32 protein-coding genes and 2 pseudogenes are annotated in these 18,368 nt (G+C 42.7%); 4 read left to right on the plus strand and 30 right to left on the minus strand.

What is annotated here, in order from left to right; all coding sequences use genetic code 11:
- Positions 1 to 44: 44 nt before the first annotated feature.
- Complete coding sequence (gene gpr, locus JCM10519_RS16910; RefSeq protein WP_054740766.1) at positions 45 to 1,022, minus strand: GPR endopeptidase; 978 nt, start codon at positions 1,020 to 1,022, stop codon at positions 45 to 47.
- A gap of 280 nt (positions 1,023 to 1,302) precedes the next feature.
- Between gpr and rpsT the strand changes: the two are divergent.
- A pseudogene (gene rpsT / locus JCM10519_RS16915) lies at positions 1,303 to 1,567 on the plus strand (30S ribosomal protein S20).
- Positions 1,568 to 1,887: 320 nt separating this feature from the next.
- Here rpsT and JCM10519_RS16920 read toward each other — a convergent pair.
- The 24 genes and pseudogenes from JCM10519_RS16920 to JCM10519_RS17010 all read right to left on the minus strand — a co-directional run bounded on the left by JCM10519_RS16920 (position 1,888) and on the right by JCM10519_RS17010 (position 14,578).
- Positions 1,888 to 2,526 carry an N-acetylmuramoyl-L-alanine amidase gene (locus tag JCM10519_RS16920; protein ID WP_347844548.1) on the minus strand — a complete coding sequence of 213 codons (639 nt, stop codon included), beginning with the start codon at positions 2,524 to 2,526 and terminating at the stop codon, positions 1,888 to 1,890.
- A 22-nt stretch (positions 2,527 to 2,548) separates the two neighbouring features.
- Positions 2,549 to 2,716: pseudogene (locus tag JCM10519_RS31105) on the minus strand (hypothetical protein); the annotation flags it as partial.
- A gap of 1 nt (position 2,717) precedes the next feature.
- Positions 2,718 to 2,873 carry a hypothetical protein gene (locus JCM10519_RS31110; RefSeq protein WP_347844549.1) on the minus strand — a complete coding sequence of 52 codons (156 nt, stop codon included), beginning with the start codon at positions 2,871 to 2,873 and terminating at the stop codon, positions 2,718 to 2,720.
- An 83-nt stretch (positions 2,874 to 2,956) separates the two neighbouring features.
- Entirely contained in the window at positions 2,957 to 3,199 is a 243-nt protein-coding gene (locus JCM10519_RS31115) for a phage holin family protein (RefSeq protein ID WP_347844613.1), read from the minus strand.
- 647 nt (positions 3,200 to 3,846) lie between these two features.
- Positions 3,847 to 4,185, minus strand: a complete 339-nt coding sequence (locus tag JCM10519_RS16930) for a hypothetical protein (RefSeq protein ID WP_054740616.1) — start codon at positions 4,183 to 4,185, stop codon at positions 3,847 to 3,849.
- Between the two features lie 37 nt (positions 4,186 to 4,222).
- The gene (locus JCM10519_RS16935) at positions 4,223 to 4,714 is read right to left on the minus strand and encodes a hypothetical protein (RefSeq protein ID WP_054740618.1); all 492 of its coding nucleotides are present in this window, start codon (positions 4,712 to 4,714) and stop codon (positions 4,223 to 4,225) included.
- Positions 4,704 to 5,258, minus strand: a complete 555-nt coding sequence (locus JCM10519_RS16940) for a putative phage tail protein (RefSeq protein WP_054740620.1) — start codon at positions 5,256 to 5,258, stop codon at positions 4,704 to 4,706. Before JCM10519_RS16940 ends, JCM10519_RS16935 begins: the two co-directional genes overlap by 11 nt.
- Complete coding sequence (locus JCM10519_RS16945; protein ID WP_054740622.1) at positions 5,242 to 6,321, minus strand: baseplate J/gp47 family protein; 1,080 nt, start codon at positions 6,319 to 6,321, stop codon at positions 5,242 to 5,244. Before JCM10519_RS16945 ends, JCM10519_RS16940 begins: the two co-directional genes overlap by 17 nt.
- Complete coding sequence (locus tag JCM10519_RS31120; RefSeq protein WP_347844550.1) at positions 6,321 to 6,527, minus strand: DUF2634 domain-containing protein; 207 nt, start codon at positions 6,525 to 6,527, stop codon at positions 6,321 to 6,323. The genes JCM10519_RS16945 and JCM10519_RS31120 overlap by 1 nt, the downstream gene beginning before the upstream one ends.
- 43 nt (positions 6,528 to 6,570) lie before the next feature.
- Positions 6,571 to 6,723 (minus strand): hypothetical protein, encoded by a 153-nt coding sequence (locus JCM10519_RS31125; protein ID WP_347844551.1) that lies wholly within the window; start codon positions 6,721 to 6,723, stop codon positions 6,571 to 6,573.
- A 16-nt stretch (positions 6,724 to 6,739) separates the two neighbouring features.
- Positions 6,740 to 7,054: a DUF2577 family protein gene (locus JCM10519_RS16955; protein ID WP_054740625.1), complete on the minus strand. Its 315-nt coding sequence runs from the start codon at positions 7,052 to 7,054 to the stop codon at positions 6,740 to 6,742.
- Entirely contained in the window at positions 7,047 to 7,358 is a 312-nt protein-coding gene (locus tag JCM10519_RS31130) for a hypothetical protein (RefSeq protein ID WP_347844552.1), read from the minus strand. Before JCM10519_RS31130 ends, JCM10519_RS16955 begins: the two co-directional genes overlap by 8 nt.
- Positions 7,355 to 7,681, minus strand: a complete 327-nt coding sequence (locus tag JCM10519_RS31135) for a hypothetical protein (RefSeq protein WP_347844553.1) — start codon at positions 7,679 to 7,681, stop codon at positions 7,355 to 7,357. The genes JCM10519_RS31130 and JCM10519_RS31135 overlap by 4 nt, the downstream gene beginning before the upstream one ends.
- 46 nt (positions 7,682 to 7,727) lie before the next feature.
- Positions 7,728 to 8,003, minus strand: a complete 276-nt coding sequence (locus JCM10519_RS31140; protein ID WP_347844554.1) for a hypothetical protein — start codon at positions 8,001 to 8,003, stop codon at positions 7,728 to 7,730.
- Positions 8,004 to 8,080: 77 nt separating this feature from the next.
- The gene (locus JCM10519_RS16965) at positions 8,081 to 8,683 is read right to left on the minus strand and encodes a hypothetical protein (protein WP_347844555.1); all 603 of its coding nucleotides are present in this window, start codon (positions 8,681 to 8,683) and stop codon (positions 8,081 to 8,083) included.
- A complete protein-coding gene (locus JCM10519_RS16970) occupies positions 8,683 to 10,683 on the minus strand; it encodes a phage tail tape measure protein (RefSeq protein ID WP_054740627.1) in 2,001 nt (666 codons plus the stop codon). The genes JCM10519_RS16965 and JCM10519_RS16970 overlap by 1 nt, the downstream gene beginning before the upstream one ends.
- On the minus strand, positions 10,680 to 10,832 hold the full coding sequence (locus tag JCM10519_RS16975) for a hypothetical protein (RefSeq protein WP_347844556.1): 153 nt from the start codon (positions 10,830 to 10,832) through the stop codon (positions 10,680 to 10,682). Before JCM10519_RS16975 ends, JCM10519_RS16970 begins: the two co-directional genes overlap by 4 nt.
- Before the next feature lie 35 nt (positions 10,833 to 10,867).
- Positions 10,868 to 11,110, minus strand: coding sequence for a hypothetical protein (locus tag JCM10519_RS16980; RefSeq protein ID WP_347844557.1), 243 nt, complete (start codon positions 11,108 to 11,110; stop codon positions 10,868 to 10,870).
- Positions 11,111 to 11,168: 58 nt separating this feature from the next.
- Positions 11,169 to 11,732 (minus strand): hypothetical protein, encoded by a 564-nt coding sequence (locus JCM10519_RS16985; protein ID WP_347844558.1) that lies wholly within the window; start codon positions 11,730 to 11,732, stop codon positions 11,169 to 11,171.
- A gap of 72 nt (positions 11,733 to 11,804) precedes the next feature.
- Positions 11,805 to 12,278 (minus strand): phage tail tube protein, encoded by a 474-nt coding sequence (locus JCM10519_RS16990; protein ID WP_024291640.1) that lies wholly within the window; start codon positions 12,276 to 12,278, stop codon positions 11,805 to 11,807.
- Between the two features lie 17 nt (positions 12,279 to 12,295).
- Positions 12,296 to 13,594, minus strand: coding sequence for a phage tail sheath subtilisin-like domain-containing protein (locus JCM10519_RS16995; protein ID WP_054740633.1), 1,299 nt, complete (start codon positions 13,592 to 13,594; stop codon positions 12,296 to 12,298).
- Positions 13,588 to 13,785, minus strand: coding sequence for a hypothetical protein (locus JCM10519_RS17000; protein ID WP_054740635.1), 198 nt, complete (start codon positions 13,783 to 13,785; stop codon positions 13,588 to 13,590). Before JCM10519_RS17000 ends, JCM10519_RS16995 begins: the two co-directional genes overlap by 7 nt.
- Positions 13,786 to 13,798: 13 nt before the next feature.
- On the minus strand, positions 13,799 to 14,212 hold the full coding sequence (locus JCM10519_RS17005) for a DUF6838 family protein (RefSeq protein WP_054740638.1): 414 nt from the start codon (positions 14,210 to 14,212) through the stop codon (positions 13,799 to 13,801).
- A gap of 108 nt (positions 14,213 to 14,320) precedes the next feature.
- Positions 14,321 to 14,578, minus strand: coding sequence for a hypothetical protein (locus JCM10519_RS17010; RefSeq protein ID WP_054740640.1), 258 nt, complete (start codon positions 14,576 to 14,578; stop codon positions 14,321 to 14,323).
- 137 nt (positions 14,579 to 14,715) lie between these two features.
- On the opposite strand from JCM10519_RS17010, the gene JCM10519_RS17015 reads away from it, so the two are divergent.
- The 3 genes from JCM10519_RS17015 to JCM10519_RS17025 are packed head-to-tail and all read left to right on the plus strand — an operon-like array spanning position 14,716 to position 15,917.
- A complete protein-coding gene (locus tag JCM10519_RS17015) occupies positions 14,716 to 15,198 on the plus strand; it encodes a helix-turn-helix domain-containing protein (RefSeq protein WP_054740641.1) in 483 nt (160 codons plus the stop codon).
- A 24-nt stretch (positions 15,199 to 15,222) separates the two neighbouring features.
- Entirely contained in the window at positions 15,223 to 15,678 is a 456-nt protein-coding gene (locus JCM10519_RS17020; protein ID WP_054740643.1) for an ImmA/IrrE family metallo-endopeptidase, read from the plus strand.
- A gap of 56 nt (positions 15,679 to 15,734) precedes the next feature.
- On the plus strand, positions 15,735 to 15,917 hold the full coding sequence (locus tag JCM10519_RS17025; protein ID WP_054740645.1) for a DUF6774 domain-containing protein: 183 nt from the start codon (positions 15,735 to 15,737) through the stop codon (positions 15,915 to 15,917).
- Positions 15,918 to 16,134: 217 nt separating this feature from the next.
- Here the strand turns inward: JCM10519_RS17025 and JCM10519_RS17030 are convergent, their stop codons facing one another.
- From JCM10519_RS17030 to JCM10519_RS31155, 5 genes are all read right to left on the minus strand, one after another.
- A complete protein-coding gene (locus JCM10519_RS17030) occupies positions 16,135 to 16,944 on the minus strand; it encodes an AI-2E family transporter (RefSeq protein ID WP_347844559.1) in 810 nt (269 codons plus the stop codon).
- A 16-nt stretch (positions 16,945 to 16,960) separates the two neighbouring features.
- The gene (locus tag JCM10519_RS17035; RefSeq protein WP_054740649.1) at positions 16,961 to 17,278 is read right to left on the minus strand and encodes a hypothetical protein; all 318 of its coding nucleotides are present in this window, start codon (positions 17,276 to 17,278) and stop codon (positions 16,961 to 16,963) included.
- Between the two features lie 113 nt (positions 17,279 to 17,391).
- The gene (holA, locus tag JCM10519_RS31145) at positions 17,392 to 17,703 is read right to left on the minus strand and encodes a DNA polymerase III subunit delta (RefSeq protein WP_347844560.1); all 312 of its coding nucleotides are present in this window, start codon (positions 17,701 to 17,703) and stop codon (positions 17,392 to 17,394) included.
- Complete coding sequence (gene holA, locus JCM10519_RS31150) at positions 17,690 to 18,019, minus strand: DNA polymerase III subunit delta (protein ID WP_347844561.1); 330 nt, start codon at positions 18,017 to 18,019, stop codon at positions 17,690 to 17,692. Before holA (JCM10519_RS31150) ends, holA (JCM10519_RS31145) begins: the two co-directional genes overlap by 14 nt.
- Positions 18,020 to 18,054: 35 nt before the next feature.
- Positions 18,055 to 18,363, minus strand: a complete 309-nt coding sequence (locus JCM10519_RS31155) for a hypothetical protein (RefSeq protein ID WP_347844562.1) — start codon at positions 18,361 to 18,363, stop codon at positions 18,055 to 18,057.
- Positions 18,364 to 18,368: the final 5 nt, after the last annotated feature.

Here is an 18,368-nt window from a genome sequence, read left to right on the forward strand (position 1 = left end):
ACATAGATTATTCATAATATCCTATGCAGAATGCCTGTCATTTACTACGAATCTTCCTGTCCCAAAAATGCCAGATGGATTCCTTCGGAGATGGTAAAGCTAAGTTCCTTTACTGTTTCATCAATATCCGGAGGCGTCACATACATTGGTCCGAATTCCGGCTCCAGCAATTCCCGGATCAGGTCATACTGTTCATCCGAGTTAAGCTTTCCGATAAAGTCCCCCATTCCCTTTGTTTCCATGCTTTTTGAAAGAGCGCCTATCATGGCGGAAACCGTATCATGGACAATGGCTGCGGCTCCTACAACAGTAGGGACTCCGATGGCCATGACCGGCACGCCAAGGCTATCAAAAGTAAGGCTGTGTCTGTGATTTCCCACTCCGGAACCTGGGTGGATCCCTGTATTCGTCAGCTGAATGGTGGTTCCAAGCCGCTTTACGCTTCTGGCTGCCAGCGCATCAATGGCAATGATGATATCCGGCTTTGTTTCTTTTATAATCCCTTTTAAAATCTCGGCGCTTTCCATTCCTGTCTGGGCCATGACTCCAGGTACGATCCCACTGATTATAGGCATGGTTCTTCCCTTCCAGAAATCATCTCCGTACTGGATTTTCAGATGCCTTGTTACCTGTAGATTTTTAAGGACTCTGGGTCCAAGGGAATCCGGTGTTACGGAGGCATTGCCAAGCCCGGCCACCAGCACATGAAAATCCGGTTTCCGGTAATTTTTCCCGGAAAGGAGGCGTTCGATCTGGTTTGCCAGTTCCTCTGAAACCTCTCTGTGATAATCTTCGTCTTTCATGGAAAGCTCATCGGCCTCCAGGGTAATATAGGTCCCAATGGGTTTTCCCATGGCTTTTGAGCCTTTCTCGTCAAGAATTTTTACCTCGGTCATTTTTATATGGCTGTCTGCCCGATGCCACTCCCGCAGGGACACTCCCGATATTTCGCCGCCGTCACCCGGGAAACTCTCTCTTTCTTCTACCGCAAGGTCTGTACGAACTGTAAATGTGTTTTCCATTTTTTCCACCTTTCCTCTTTACTGCCCATGCTTTTTGAGCATAAAGGTATGCCTGTATGGCTTTCCTCTTTTATTGCCCATGCTATTTGCGCATAAAGGTATGCCTGCAAAGCTTTCCAGCATTTCTTAGGTATTTTCTGCAAAAATGCGGGAATTATGTATTGACATATGCGTCGAAATTCGTTAGAATACAAAGGTATGTTTACATTGAACTGTCCGTGTCCAGGCTTTGATGCAAAACAAAGAATAATCATATATCATTTTATTGGAGGTGTACCGATTGGCTAACATTAAATCTGCAAAAAAAGAGAATTTTAGTAAATGAAACAAAGGCTGCAAGAAACAAAGCGATCAGATCCAAAGTGAAAACATCTATCAAGAAGGTAGAGGCTGCTATCGTTGCCGGTGACAAGGCTGCTGCACAGGCAAGTTTAACAAACGCTATCTCAGAGATCGACAAGGCTACTACTAAGGGCGTATATCATAAGAATACTGCTTCCAGAAAAGTATCCAGAATCTCTAAAGCTGTAAACACAATGGCTTAATTCATAGAACAGACTTTTATCCCATTCAGAATAACCCACTGAATGGGATTTTTTATATGGTTTTAAGGCTTTTGCAAAATAGTTTCATTCAGAATCATTTTGCAAAAGCCTTTTTATTTTACGGTGAAATAAAGCTATTGATAGATCACCCTTGGAATGTTGTAATTTACCGTCCGGCCGCAGAAGCTGCATACCGCCAGAAGCTTCCGGTCTCCATTCCCCGGTTGTCTAAAGCAGAATGCGTAATAGCCGCTGATTCTTGGGATCATCTTTTGATGTATTTTCTGGTTTTTCCGGATTGCCGGACTCCCGTCTTCTTTTCAGATAATGTGCAGGGCACCTTTTTCATCAGTGCTCAGATTCATTTTTCCTTCAAACATACTTCCGTCTTCCGTAACACGGTATAGTTCTTCTTTCCAGATAATCCAATGGTTTTTGGCCATGGCACCGTTGTCATTTAGATAATACCATTTGCCGTCTGAACCGGTTTTCCATGTGTCTTTTACCATATATCCTGCACCATCGAACCAGTACCAGTCTTCCCCATCCTTATACCAGTCGTTTGAAACATATCTTCCGGTATTCCCTAAGTAGAATTTCCATCCGCCCTCTTCTTCAATCCAACCGGATTTATGCTGGGGCTCTTCTTCCAGTGCTGCTTTAAAATCATTCCAGGTATGCTGGGTATGATTGTATACGTAAGGGTTGGGGCAGATTTTTCCCGTTACATCATAGTGGCGGATTACATGATCGGCCGGAATATTGTACTGCTCCATCAATTCTTTTGTCAGCTGGACAGCGTTTTCTACTGTTGCCTCTTCAAAATACCAGTCCCTGCTTGTATCTGTCTGGCTGCCATTGTTCCTGACACAAAGCTCTATTCCCAGGCTGTTGCTGTTGCGGCATTCCGTGGGTATATGTTTTTGATCCGCAATGCCATGCAATATCTTTATCCTCAACGGACTGCCATATTTCTCCGCTGAATCCAACAAAATAATGAGCGCTGGCCCCAATGTATTGGGAGGCGTAATATTTGCAGTTTGCTTCTGCGCCTCCAAGTGCCCCCACATAGTGGATTACTATATATTTTATCCGGTCTGTCTGACCGTTGCTGTAGTTGTAGGGTGTCAATAGTTTGTGAACTTCCATATTAAATTCCTTCCCTTAGGCCCACAAAGCCCATCTCGTCTGCATCAAAGGATTCCCGGAAACGTTCAATTTCTGTGTAATCGGAATTCTTTAGATTTTCTTGTATTCCCAGCAGCTCCATGTTTGGCATATCTTTTGTGGCCTCGCTTTTGACCATAATATCACCTTGTCCTTTTTGATTTATCATATGATGGATGGGGTGGGGATGTACCGGGGGGTAAGATGGGCTTTTAATTGGTATTATGATGTTTGTGATTTTTTGTTTAGTAGGTCTATGGCATTAATTAGAGCTGCTGGGAGAGGCAGGCCCATGAGGCCTGCATTTTCTACGATGGATATTAGCTCATTTGCCATAAAGCCGATGATGACTGTGTCGCGTATGTAGGGGGTGCCTAGAGATAAATCCAGGCGGTGGGCGATTAGTACAAATAGCAGGGTCATGCATTTTCTGCATAGACCTTTCCAGCCGGCTTTGGATTCCAGGGTGCCGGTTTTTGTTTTTTTGGCTGTTGTGAAATATACCGGCTACGGCAAGGCCGGAGAAAAAAATCGATGGCCATGAATAAGATCAAGGTACCGATTGCCGTGTCCCAACCGCCGAAAAGAATTGTAACAAAATTGCCGATGATTCCGATTAGAGAGCATAGTATGTGCTTCATTTTTTTCTCACCTCATTTTTAATAATTACGTTGCAAATGGATCTTATCGTAGTTTTTTTAATATCTATGTTTTTTTATTTTATTGAACCATTTAATAAAAATTGGTTTTTTTACTATTTTTTTATTAATTCTTTTTTTAATTGTCATTTACTTTTACTTAGACAAAGATATGGTAAATTGGGGAAATTATAATGATCACTTAATAATATAGTGATTTAAGTGGTAAAGCCAATGCTAGCGATTTTGTGTATGTTATGGGTTTTACTGGTGACGCAAATACACTTAAACAAAAAGGCCTTGGGCTTTACAGAAATTCTACTGGCTGCACAAATTGTGATGCGGATGCAATGATGGCTACATTTTTTGTCCACCCCGATGTTGGTATGCAAATATTGATTAACAGCATCTATGAGTTTAAATGGCGTAGATATTGGTACGGTACTTGGTCAAATTGGGTCAAATGATCATTTGTTAATATATCTTTTTCCAGGCGCCAGGTGTTGACAATCCCCAGTGAGGCCTTATGTATATTTCGCCACCGGTTACCTTGAACTGTATCAATACCCAATTCATTTTTAAGTTAAAATATGCAGTAGAGTTATCCACTGTCCAACCTCCAATTTTAGAGAGGTTGGCGTCCGAATAATCAACAATCGTATTGATTGGAAGTAATAGCGAATCTTGTTTTAAAGTCATATTGCTATTTGTGTTTGTTAAATCACTATTTAATTGAGTATACAGATCATGCAACGTCTTCCCATACCTTGCATCCAAAGCATACCCCGCAGCCGTGGTTTGTCCATTATTCACCAATTTCCCAACAGTAATTACCCCAGTTTTAAAATCATTAAAATCCTGAATAAACTTTTTTTACCTTCCCAAGAAACGCTTTCGGTGTCTCCCCTTCAGAAGGAACCGGAAATTCAGTCGTTATGTTTTCAAGCGAACCTATCTTCGTACCAGAAATATCACCTCCGGAAGCCGAAACCTTAGCATTCCAACTATTTTTCTCCGTATCCGTCACAAAACGGTGAGCCGCATCCTGAGCAGCGTCCGATGCCAGTCCGGAAAATGCTATATTTTTCATCTCTGAAAACCATTTTTGCACTTTTCCATGAGTAACCGATAATTTTTCTCCTGATTCGATATTATCACGCAAAATTTCCTTGCTGAACTCAGTAACTACATCCGAAGCGTTCCCATTACTGTCTAGCTTTCGCTCATTCACTTCCGTCAGCGTTTCATCTAAAATATCCATAGCCTCATTGTATTCTGATATATCATAAAAATCTTCTTCGCTCGGCTTCGGAAGTTTATAATTCTTTGTTTCATTCCCCATTGATAAGCACCTCATTTCTTATATGCCTGTGGCTCCAGGCTCTTAATTGTTTGTGAGTAAATTTACAAAGCAGACTGTGTTGATTATAAAGGAGGTCCAAATCAATGACCATATTGCAAGGCACAAATTCCTCCAGCATTTCCTTCACTTCATATAAACTCCTTTTACTTTTTAACGCCACCCGAATTGTAATAACCTTTCTCGGATCAATTCCCAGCGTATAACCATCTTCTCCGCACAAAACAGACAGTTTTTGCTTTAACGTAATCTTTGTATACGGAATCATACGGTTCCATTTTGACAACACCTTAAAACGTCTATCAGCCAGCGTATCCTCAGCTAACGGTGAAATATGCAGCATTCTTTCAAACCGCTTGATACTTTTAATATCAGAACTTAAAATGAACTGATTGTCAAATATACTCTCTGTTTCATCTTCCAACCGATGTATCTCCGGTTGGATCACCTCCTGTACGGTCCTCATTTCTTCATATTCCTTAAGAAAGTCAGGAATATATGACAGTAAATTAACTTCTCGAATCAATTTCAATCCCCCCATATATTGGAATCTGGCACTTATTTAATTCCAGATTTTCTATTGATCCATTTATACGTGTATTACTAATATCATAAATGCCCTGAATTTCCAGAATTCTTGCCTCCAGTTGTGAGATTCTTATAATACACCCGTGATCTCCAAGTCCTTCCCATGAGGCTCTTAGTTCTCCTAAATAAGTATCAACCGTATTCCCTATCTGCTCCTGTAAAACCTCATAGGAATAGTTGTTATCAAGCTCCAGAGTACTTTTAATCTGTATCCTCACTTCCTCAACTGTATCCACGGTTACAATATGGTCAATCGGTGCAAGACCATCTCCGCTTCCACTTTGTACCGGATCAATTGTTTCCTGAACTGTTTGTACTAGAAGATCGGAAGCCTTGTTAAAGTTGGAATCCAGTATTGTCAATTTAACGGTAGAACCGCCATTCCATGCCCTAGTGATTTTCGTTGCTCCAACTCCTGGAATACCATTTGTTTTATCCATGTAATCCTTTCGGTTACCGCTAAAAGATTTTTCATGAAAAGAATCAAAATAAGCTTTTCGTAACACTTCCGTTGCCTCATCATCTTCTCCCGGAATTAGCAGCTCCGTCATTTCTATAGTTGTTAGTCCTGGAATATTCAATACCGGAATCAAACGGCCAAGCTGGTGATTCCCACTTGTCCCAGCGGTTTCACATGTAACCTGATAGGCCCCTCCGCCCATGCTGCCCGAAATCGCATAATTGTTAAGCCCTAGACGAAAGCGGTCGCCTATTGAAATCACGGCTGTTTCAGGAGTGGCAACCGCTTTTAAAACCGCCCTGGTCGCCTTTTTAGGCTGCATCCCCCGCTCTGCGGCCCTGCGAATCAGATTTTCCCTGGATGCAGTGTCTGCAAAAGTCTCGTTTAATATTGTATCAAACTCTATGTACATGATCTGCATTTCTGCCGCTGCTGCTGTCAGCGCCGTATAAATTAAGGATCCCTCCCGTCTATCTAATCCCTGGGGAACTCTATCCAACATCCGCCTCAAAATAACTTCATACGTCATATTCTCATACATTAAATACTCACCTCCTTTTCCATCATAATTTCCCCATAAGTGGTATGAACCATAAACCTTACATGAAGGATCTTCCCATTACCTTCAAAGGAAAATGTATCAACACTCTGAATCCTGTCATCCTGCTGCAATGCTTCTTTGATTCTTTTTTTGATCTTTGCTTTTACCAGCCCTGTTGACTTCCCAAATAAGCCATTAAACTCCACACCATAATTCCAGCTATAAATGAGCCAGTCGAACCGTTCTGTATTAAGAATACAAAAAAACTGCTTGCTTTACCGCCTCCAAACCATCTACCGTTCCGATTACCCGCTTTCTTTCCGTATCCAGCCGAAAGGTCTTTGAAGGCATCTGTACCACCTTAAAATCCTGTTCTAAAATATTACCTGTCACCGGAAGCATGGCAACACCCCCTTTCCTACCATGTGCCTATTACCACGTATTGTTGACCGCCCCTCTTCTGAAGCAAAAGAACCTTTTGACCAGTTTTTAATCCATTTTTTACGGTTACAGTCACTTCTCCGACCCCAGGAATATTCATCACTTCCCCATGATCTGTAAACTGCTTCGGCAAAATAACCTGGGATTTGGATAGGATCGTTTTCTGGTCAATTTGTATTTCAACGGGATTTTCCTTTATTACAGTCCCCGGAATCACGTCACATGGATCTCCTGCCTCAACCGCCTGAATAACGATCCGCTTTATATTTTCAATCCATTCTACATCAGCCACTGACTTTCGCCCCCCTCAATGTCAAATCCATAGTATGTACCCCCTCGTCAATTTTATGGGTTGCAGACTCGATTACCAGATAATTTTTTATTCCCTCATCCTTTATATCAAGGAATACCGGAATCAGGCAGCCTGCCCGTACCCGGATATCTCCAAAGGCATCCTTGATGGTCAGAGTCCTGGATGGGCGGTTATACAAAGTCAGATATGTTTCCGCTATGGCCTGGCCGTCTGCTCCTTTATCAATGGACTCGTCTTTCTGGAGAATCCCCCATTTATTGATATTTTCTGTGTGCTTTGTCATATAGATTTCTCTTTGCTTTGTATCACTGTTGTCACAATACAGTTTGATCTGGTTGTAAGTATCGCTGTCAATGCTGACTTATAGTCATAATCCTGCGCTGTCTTGTCATCAATCATGATGTCAAGCTTCATGTTCTCCATATTTTTCAGGGTGAGCTTTCCCGCATCATCATAAAATGTAAACAGGTTTTTCGTATGTATCATTGCAAGATCCAGATTGTTTAAAATAATATCAAACAGCGTTTTATCCTTTTCCTTTCTGGAAATCCTGTCTCCCGTATCCTCTAATTCCCCCGTTTTCAAATGATAATCCCTGGCTATCATCTGGATTACCTCTCCGGCGGTTAAATCCGTGTAATTATAAGTCTCCTTATTTTTTTAAATATCTAAGCTGATCGTAAGCAGTGACCTTCATTTCTCCATCGCTGCTCCAGCTACGCTCAAAAATAAATCCAAAGAAAACAGGTTTCCCAGCCACATCCAGACGGAGGGCATTGCCCTCCTCAATCTGGAGTCGTTTGTCCGGGATCAGGGTAAAAGAACACTTTCCTGGCTGTCCTCTGCGTTGTGTTTCCCAGGTAATAGCTCCTTTCACTACCGGCTCATATACGGTCTGACCGTTCTGGATATATAAATGTGCTTCCATTTTCTACCTCCTATGGCATAGTGAGAACCTGTCCTGGATAAATAACATTGGGATTTGTTATTTTGTCCCGGTTCAGATTATGAATTTCCTGCCACCGGCCCCCGTTGCCAAGCTGTTTTTTTTGCTATGGACCATAGACAGTCTCCTTTTGCAACCGTATAGTTCTTTACTGGCGGCGGTTCCCCCTGGCGTTCCCCATCCTGCTGCCCAGACTCTATTTCCTGCTTCTCCTCAACAATGGTAAAATTCATTATTTTAGTTCCATAACTTTTATATTCCTTCATTGTGAGGGAGACGATAAGATCAAGTCCCTCACTTACGTCATCTGTGACCTTATAATCTTCCAGAGTTACATCCATGCTGGTATCAAAAAGGCTGTTACCTCCCATCCCTTGCCGGATAACCGTAAATTCAAAGGGGCTTTGGCCCTCCTTTAAATCCTGAAGTCTTTCCAGAAAATCCTCCGCACTGTCAATACTTCCATCCCAGACCGTACTGGGGTAATCCATTTGTGGAATAATTACATCAATGCTTATTTCGGCGAGGCCAAAGGATTTGACCAAATTGATCTCTTCTCCGTTTATCAGGTTTGCCGTCTTGTTCTGCCCGTTATACTTGACAGGGATCTTTTCCGGAGGCAGAGGAAGAAGCATATCGTCAATATAAACTTCATATGCCATTAAAAATTCACTCCTTCCGCAGCCGAAGCAAGAATTTCGCTGGTAGCATCACCAAGCCTTCGATTCAGTTCATCATAATCAGTCATATTCTTTATGGTGTTGTTGTTATTTACATCTACCTTCAGTTCCGCCAGTGTAAAGCGGTTAATGATTTCCTGCTCTGCGGCATCCCGCATATATTTCAGCTCCTCATCCATGATATCCATTGAGTCTGCCATAGCTGCCGTATTCATGGCAGTATCACCGGTACTCTGGGCAATGCTGTCGGCCGCATCCGACGGATTAAAACCCGAATTTTGATTATGCCTGCCAAATGTTTCTTTAAAGTCTTCAAATCTTTTCTTTGCAGTATCTTCTGCTCTGTCCGCACCTGCATACGCTTTTTGGGCAGAATCTTTTAACCCAAACCGATTCAGGTCAATCCCGAAATCGGCAAGCGTCTTATCCATATCCAATTTGTCAGCCTTAACTTCATACGTTCCATTTCCATACTTCTCAGCAAGCTCATCGGCAATGCCTGACAAACCATCCCGCCAACCTTTTATAGTGTCTTCCATATGAGAACCAGAAATAAAATCCAAGGCTTTTGCTATTTTTTGTATAATATTAAGTACTCCATCTGCCAGATCTGCAAATAAATATATGATTGATGATACCGGATCGTTAAACAGGTTCCCAAAAAAGTTTGCAAAAGCAATCCAGCCGTTGTAAAAATACTCAATGATACCAAAACCAATTTCTAATATTCCCATTAAGTTATTAGCAATATATGCTCCTGCAACTGCAAACGCTGCGCATATCAACCCAGTAGCACTGTAAGACGTTCCGGCAAATTTATTAACAGCTGCTACACCTGCATAAAAGAGTGCTACTAAAATAATGATCAACATGATAATCCAGGTAAGAGGACATTCCGCAAATGCTGTATTCAGACCTTTTTGTGCTATTGTCATTGCCTTAGTTGCTACTGCACCAGTAAAATCACAAATTGTTTTCAATGTTGAAGTAGAATTATAAACAAGCAAAGCGGCTATAATCCCCCATAAAATAGGTTCAACGATAGACCAATAATCTGTGATGGTACTTCCTACAGCTCCGGCAACAGCGCCGATAGAACCAAAAATCCCATTGGCTTCTCCTATATTCCCCTGTAATCCTGCAGTAAAATCATTTAATTTTTCTGTTATACTTTCTACAAGACCGGACATGGGACCCGCTAGCCCCATATTGACCGTCTTAGCCAAAGAACTCAGCGCGCTGGCTGCATCGTTGTATTTCACATTATTTAATTCTTCCAGGTGTTCCGTTGACAGCGTTACAGATCCATCCAAGTTGGACAATGCCATAATTCCTTTACTGCCAAGCTCTCCCCAAGCGCTGCCAAACAGCTTCATTCCTGCTATATTTCTATTGACAGGATCTTCCATACTGCTTAAAGCGGCGATGGTCTGCTGGAATGCCTGCTTTGCCGTATCACCGCCGCTTCCGAATGCTTCTGTCATCTTAGCAGCGTCAAGCCCTAAAGCAGAAAAACCATCCTGAGCGTCCTTTCCTCCGCCAACAGCCCTTGATGAAAATTCCTTTACAGCCTCACCTAAAGTGCTGACTGAGACTTCTCCATTCTGTGCCCCATTGATCAGCATATTAAACATATCTGCCCCACCAAGGCCCAGGTTTTGAAACTGGGAAGAATATTCATTAATCGTATCCAGCAGTTCCCCGTTTTTATCAAGCCCGGCCTGAGTTGCTTGTACGATTAAGTCCAATGACTGAGCACCAGTTGCTCCAAACTGCTCCTGCAGCTCTCCGGCACTACGGATACTGTCTGTCAGGCTGTAGCCAAAGGTATCTTCAAGGAGTAATCCTGCTCTTGTAAGCTGCTCCAGGCTATTCCCCGTTTGACCAGTCATCTGATGAACCGAAGACAAACTCTTTGCTGCATCATCCAGACTGCCGCTTATGTTATCGACGTATAAATTTTCAGCACTTTGCTTTGTCATATCCAGATCCTGACCTTGCATTCCGGTCCTGGACTGTATGAGATTCCCGCTGCTTTTATATCATTTGCCTGGTTGAATATATCCATAGGGCTGGTGTTGATTCCCATCTTACCTAAACCAGATAATGCCTTATCCCAGAGTTCTTTCATTTTCTGGATTTTTTTCCTTGCCATCATCTATGGTTTTATTTAATTTTTTTCTGCTGTTCCTTGGCCTCCACGATTACTTCCGTAACCTGTTCAAACTGAATACCCATACTATGGATATCCGTTACAGCAGCCTGCATTCCTGGCAAACCGGTAAAATTGCCTGCAGCCATCTGGAATCTTCGAAAGGACTCGCTTGTAATATTGATTGAATGATTGATTCTCGTCAACACGGAGGAGGCTCCATCCTGAAGCTGTATTGAATTTTGTATTGTTGCCATACGCTTTTCCCTCCTTTCCTTTTTGGAAGAACACCCTGAAAGGTGCTCTTCCATTCTTCTATCTTTTCCCTGCAGCCTTCGCCTTTTGCGCCTCTTTCTTATCATTTTCCAGCTTAAGCTGTACCGCTGCCATAACAAACGCCCGTTCATACCGGTCCAGGCTCAAAAACTCATGAGGCCATTTGTGGAGCTTGTGGAGGCAATAGTAAGCAATGTTTGCTTCCATATCACCTCCTTCTATCAGTTTTTTTGCGTCTTCAATCTGCTCTTCCAGAGTGATATCAAACCCATTTACCTGCTGAATGCGCTCCAGATAACCTGCGTATTCACCGGCAGTCAGCATGGCCTTTAAAAGCCCGTCTGCCCCCATGACATGATAGGAATCCTGCAATTCCTTGTCATTTAAATTGGGATAGACAGTACATTCCGCTGCCAGTTTCCCAAGATAAAGGTTATAATCCGTTTCCTGGGTATACTGCCCCTTTTTTCCGGTTACCTGTACCCGTTTCGTACTCTCTTTTCTCAGGGCTTCATCTTCCTTAGAAGTAATAGCTTTAACCTCCCACTCAACCGGCTTTTTGTCCGGACCTAAAAAAACGTTTGGAAGCAACAAACTTTTCATGCTCCGCCTTAACTGCGTTTTGGCTTAAAAAAACAACTTAAATCTCCCATGTCCTTTTATCTCCTTCTTCTTTTACTGCATTCCCGCAAGGTTGCTGAATCTTTCCGGCATTTCCCAGCTTTCAAATGTAAATTCAAATTCATCTTCCAGATATTCCCCTGTTGCATCAAATTTGGTGATAATTCCTCCATTTAAGTTGCAATCTTTTAAAATTACAGTCTGGCGGCCTACCCTGGAAGCAGGATCCTCATTGGTTACCTGGATATCAAAATAAATATCCTTTCCAGTCTGCTGGAACTTGTATAAGATATCCCGGAAAATGCTTGTATTGTAATGGAAAGTAGCTGATCCACTTCCCTTCATTCCCACGGTCTTATTTCCCTTCATGGCCCGTCCCAGAATCGGGATCTCTGATTTCACCTTTTCAATCTTTGCCTCCAGGTTCAGTGCCTGCATAAAATTGTAGCGTTCATTTTCAATTGTGATAAAACACTCTGCTTTTGTGGCGCTGATCGCGTCCCATGCATCCATTGTAATATTACTCATATTTTCTTACCCCTTTCTTATGATACAACCACTGTCATGTATAAAATGCTCATGGAATTAATCGGCTTCACTGGAAAATTCACTACGACAGACCGCTTGCCCTGTCCCTTTTCCACGGTAACTTCTTCTGAATTTACAGCTTCAATGGCCCTTAACACAGCCAGCTGTTTTCCATATGTAACAATGTCATTCCAAAGGCTTACACGTCCCCCATCATCGTTTGAGATTTTGCCCAGATAACGTGTATGGAAGAGAGATGCAATATCATTTCCAATCTGGTCCAGAACGCGGACCGTCTGATTGTTGGAGAAATCTTCTCCTTTTTCCTCTGTATAAGTAACCAATGTGTTACTGTCAGTCAGAACCCGGATTTCACTTCCTACCTTGTGAAGCATGAGCTTGCCGGCCTTGATGGCATCAGTAAGCTGAGCCTGGGTATAGGAAGTCTTAACGGTATACTCGCCGTCGTAAACCTTATTTTCAATGGTCTTGTTGACCGTACAAGCCGCTTCTGCACCGGCAGTCCAATACACAAGCCCTGTAGCTGATTCCTCTGCATCATTCTCCACGGAAATAACTCCCTCGTAATCAGCCTTGGAATACTGGTGTAGTACTGTCTGGAACTTGACGCCAGCCTCATCTCTCATGCGTTTTGTAAATGCTGTAAACAAAGCCTTCACCTTATCGTCTGCAGAAGGGCAGCAAAGAATCTGGAAGGAGGAATTCTCCACCTTTTCCAGGAACTCTGTGTAGTCCTCTCCTGTCACATCAGAGCCATTGGTGCCTCCTGTAAATGGAAGCCCTGCCGTTTCTGCAAGCGCAGCATCCTTTTTAAATGTCACATAGCTGTTGTCCTTCAGTTCTGCTGCCTCTGTGATAGTCTGGCAGTCAACTTCTCTTCCGGCAAACAGTGTTTTTACATCAAATTTTAAAGGATCATCCACGTTTTTAGAAATAACGGTCATCAGACTGTTTCCCCGAATGCCGGAGTACCTTGCCGTACCGTAATCATTGGCCCCATGTGCCCTGTATTTAAGCGGTAAAAAAATACCTTTCGTCATATTTCTGAAAAGCTCTCTTACTGGAAGCATCGCTGCATCATCCATTGCATAGCCAAAAATTTCTTTACACCTTTTTGGAAAATCCTCTGCGGTAACCTCGAACACTTCCTTCTCCGGTCCCCATTCAAGAACCATGGGGATTGCCGCAACTCCCCGGCTTCCCATTGCAGCACCAGTTGAAGCGGTACTGACAAAATTGATATATGCACCAGGAAATACCTTGTTTTGAATTGTAAAATTTCCTCCACCTAACATACTTTCACCCTTCCTTTCATAAATTGATTCATAATTTCTTCTGCTTCTGTTACTGAGTATACTTTTCCATCGTCAAGCAAAGCGCTTAATAAGTCCCTTTGATTGCGACACCTTTCTGAAAGAATCAGCTGATCCTTTGTGTAGCGTGCAACGGAAATCCCGCCCGTTTCTTTCATGCTTTTTTTTGCCACAATAACACCTCTTTCACTTTATTTTTATGTCTTCCATGGACTCCTGCGGCTCTTCAGTTTTTAAAATATGAACCTGGTAATCTACCAGGAAGTTTAAAGCAGCCTCCTCATATTTTCCTTTTCTGCTGCTGCCTCTTATTAAGCAGCCATCTTCCAGAGTAATGTATTCCAGCTTGTCCATAAGAACATCCAGAACAAGATTCCTGTCCTTTAGCCGCTGTTCTGAATCCTGACAGTAATATTTCACATACACGCTCACACTGCGGAAATAACGCTGACCGTTTACAGGTTTTTCTGATGTTTCTAAGAACCCGACCTCAAAATAGGGTTCAGCAATTCCCTCCCCCAAGGGAAATGTACTGATCCTGGCCTCCGGAAAAAGCTCTTTTAGCCTTTTCAGGACCCCCTCCATGATTTCGTTATACATTTAATCCTCCTTTCATATGGCTCCAGCCCTTTCTTTCAGCGACATCCGTTTCTCACACCGGCCATATTGCTTCTGTGTAGGACTCCTCACCTTCCCAATCCCTCCTTTTCATAAAGTACTCCTTTCCCCACCGCACATTGTAGTCATTACGTCTACATCGTCAGCAAAAAAAATTTCGTCCTTCTTCTTCAGTGATGTAATCTTAAGCAACCGGCACAGCTCCTTGATCTCCCCTGCCTTAAACTGGTTCTCATTGTTTATCTTCCGCCAAAAACCATAGCTGGACAGACCTAGTTCTGCTGCGATCCACCTCTTTTTCAGCCCGGACTTTTTGATTACATCATTTAGCCGAACCGTATCCGTCATACTTTGCCCCTTTTTTTGTAGTCATATTGTCTACATTGGTTATCATACTCCAATGTATCATATTTGTCAACAGCATTTTGAATTTTTGTTGAATATTTTTCTACACCGTGATATAATGCTTATATGGAGGTGATCCTATGGAAATTGGGCAGATCATTAAAAGAAGGCGGGAGGAGCTTGGAATCTCCCAGGAAGAGCTGGCGCAGAAGGCAGGCTATAAATCCCGTTCTTCCATTAATAAAATCGAGGTAGACGGAAGAGGGCTTCCCCAGTCAAAGATCATAGCAATCGCCAATGCTCTAAAAACAACGCCAGCTTATCTCATGGGCTGGGAGAGCGATACAGATTCTGCATTTGACTATGTAAGCGGCTGTTTCGGGAAATTTGCCGGAGAAATGCTTGAGAATTTTCATCGTTTAAATGAGAAAGGGCAGAAGGAAGCCTTAAAACGTGTCAGGGAAATGGTTCATATCCCCGAATACGCAAAAGACCACAACCCGGTTAAGATTTTAAATACTGACAGAAAAGCTTACCTGGACCCGGTGGCAGCCCATGAGCGGACCGACATTCAGGTGACAGAAGAAATGAAACAGCATGATGATGCCTTTTTTGATGAATAAAAAGAACTCATTGAGGTGATTTATTTGAACTATGAATCTTTATTAGAAGAAGCGGATTCCCATGGGATCATTATAAAGGAACGGCCGCTGATCGCCAATGACGGAAGGATAAGGGGCACCCAGATACTGATCCGCCAGGATATGACGGACTGCCAGAAAGCATGTGTTCTGGCGGAAGAGCTGGGACATTACCATACCACCACCGGCAACATTCTGGATCAGTCTCAAGTATCAAACCAGAAGCAGGAACGCACTGCCCGTCTATGGGCCTATAATAAAATGATAACCTTAGAAAGGCTGGTGGCGGCAAAGGAAGCCGGCTGCCGGAACGGATACGAGGTCGCCGAGCATTTAAACGTAACCGAGGAATTTTTACTGGAGGCCTTAAACTGCTATCAGGCCAAGTATGGAAAAGGCCTGCAAAAAGATAATTACCTGATCCTTTTTGAACCTTTTAACATTTATAAGCTGGTGGATTAAACTTTTTTGTCCTGTCTTTTATTCTGACACATATACTATCCAGAGGTGATGTATTTATGCAACCCTGTGAACTGGTGATGTTCGTGTCTTCTCTGGCCTGCTGCATTGCTGAGGACCGGTCCTCGGATGAGCTGGCTCTGCTTGGGGCTATTTTCTCCCAGCTTGGAGATTCTCTGGCAACCATTGCGGCGCAGCAGGACTTGTGTTGCGATTTAAATGAGAAAAAAGATACCAGCTAATATAAACAGCTGCGATAAAAGGTAATACTGTAAAATCCGATCCGCAAAGAAAGGAGTGTTGTAAAACAGATGGGCAATCATCTATGGGAGCAACGCTTCTTTTTCATGTTTCAAACAAAAAAGCAGGTTCCGAAGAACCTGCCATCCATGGTATTGCTCACAAAGCATCTGTTCCGGTCATAAGATCACGCAGACCTGCAGGCGTGATCTTTAGCCTTTATTCATTACATTCGGACGAGACCTCCGGAGCAGGATCCACCGTAATTCTCAATGTGCCTGCACAGGCTTCCCTGACCTTCTTTTCTCTGACCGCTATTAAATCCCCGGCAATGACCTTCAATATATGAACAACGGGAACTGCCAAAACCATTCCCCATATCCCGGCGATTGCGCCGCCCAAAGTGATTCCTATGACGATCAAAGCCGGACTTAAGGAAAATGAGGTCCCCATAAGCTTTGGCTGTATCACATTCCCGTCAATCTGCTGGGTAACAAGTAAAACCAGAGCAGCAATTGCCCCCGTATTGATTCCGCTTGTACACGAAATGATGATTACAACACCAATGGAACCAAAAATTGAACCAAAGTAAGGGATGATATTACAGACAGCCAATATGATCCCAAGCGCCATTGAATATCTGGAACCAAGCAAGGCAAATTCGATGGTCGTAATCACACATAAAATCAGGGAATCTAAAAGCTGGCAGACAATAAACTTCTTAAAACTGTCATTGACTATGTTTCCGTACCTTAAAACTGCTTTTCTGATTTTCTCGTTAAGAAACAAATCCATGAGCCGCCTCGCCTGGAATTTAAAATTATGAGTCTCCAGCAGGAAATAAACGGAAGTCACAATCGTAATAAATCCACTGAAAATATGGGAAGTAACTCCCAAAACCGCACTTAATGAACCTAATACCTCTTTCAGGCCAATTCCCTCCAGCATACTTTTCCAGGCGGTACGGGGCGGCATAATATCTTCCAGTATTTCCGATAAGCCCAGCTTTTCAAGCGGCAGATGCTCCAAGGCCATTATGGCATTATTATAATAAGTGTTGAAGTTTAATATAAAATCCAATATGCTTTTTTTGAAGCAGGGGAATTACCTTATTTACGATCAGAACAATGGCAGCGATAAATAAAGCATAAATAATAAAAACACTGATTCCTCTGGAACGTTTTTGAAACGGGCCGAATTTAAGCCTGTTTAAACGCTGTTCCAGGGCAGAACATGGGATATTCAGCAGATATGCTATGACAAATCCATAGAAAAAGGGGATAAGTACCTTAGTAAATGATTTGACCCAAACCATCACATCGGAAAAATTCATAACAATTTTATAAATGATAATGACCAGCATGGCAAGCAGCAGCCTTGATAAAAATACCCTTATCTGCTTTTTTTCAATAAATCTCCCATCCTGACCTCCTTTCCAAATAAAATAAACGGATTTACCGGTTTGATCCTTAAACCTTAATACTTTTGCGTCAGCAGCAATTCCACTGCCATTCGGTCATTTAGCTTTCCGGTCTTCACAGCTTCTTCCGCATCCACACACAAGTTTACATAAGACAAAATCTGTTCCCTGGAAAATGTCCTTGCCTGAGGCATGATCTTTCCTGCCGCAAAGGGAGGAATCTTAAGCTTTGAGGCAATGCCGCCCTTATCCATTCCCTTTCCCATCAGCTCCTTTACCTGCAGAATCTGGTTAAACTGCCTGGCAATAAGAAAGAGGATTCTCATGGGAGGTTCCTTTAAGGTGAGAAGATCTTCATAAAGATCCATGGCTTTTTTTCGTCTGCCGGTTCACAATCGCCGCCACCATATCAAAAATCTTATTGGTTGTCCGGACCGTGCAGATGGTTTCCACATCCTCAGCCGTAATAATCTCTCTTCCCAGAGTATAGCTTATGAGCTTTTCCAGCTCCATGCGGATATTTTCCATATCATCTCCGGTCATGTGAAGAAACAGTTCCATGGTATTTCCTGTGATTTTCTTACCTTCCCTGGAAAGCAAGGTCCCTGCCCATCTGGCAAGCTGGGCCGTATCCTGACGCTCCATTTCAGCCGCATACCCCAGTTCCTTTACTTTTTTAAACATTTTGCTCCGCTTATCGACCTCTGATTCCACAAAGATCAGGCATGTGGTATCCGGCATCTGGGTAGATAAGATACCATTTCATCAGAAGCCGTTTTAAAAAAACCGCTGTTTTCCACCAGGATCAGGCGTTTTTCTGCAAAAAAAGGCATGGTATCTGCAAGACTGATGACCTCGTGCACATCGATCCCCTTTCCTTCAAACTGGTTGAAGTTCATGGTATCGCCTGCCGTAATAGCTGCCTTCATTTGATTTTTATAGCTGTTCTTCAAAAAGGATTCTTCCCCATATAGAAGATAAATCGGCTTGAAGCTGTGATTTTTGATATCCTGGGTCAGCGTATGCATGGCTT

The sequence above is a fragment of the Clostridium sp. NkU-1 genome (genome assembly GCA_001312405.1).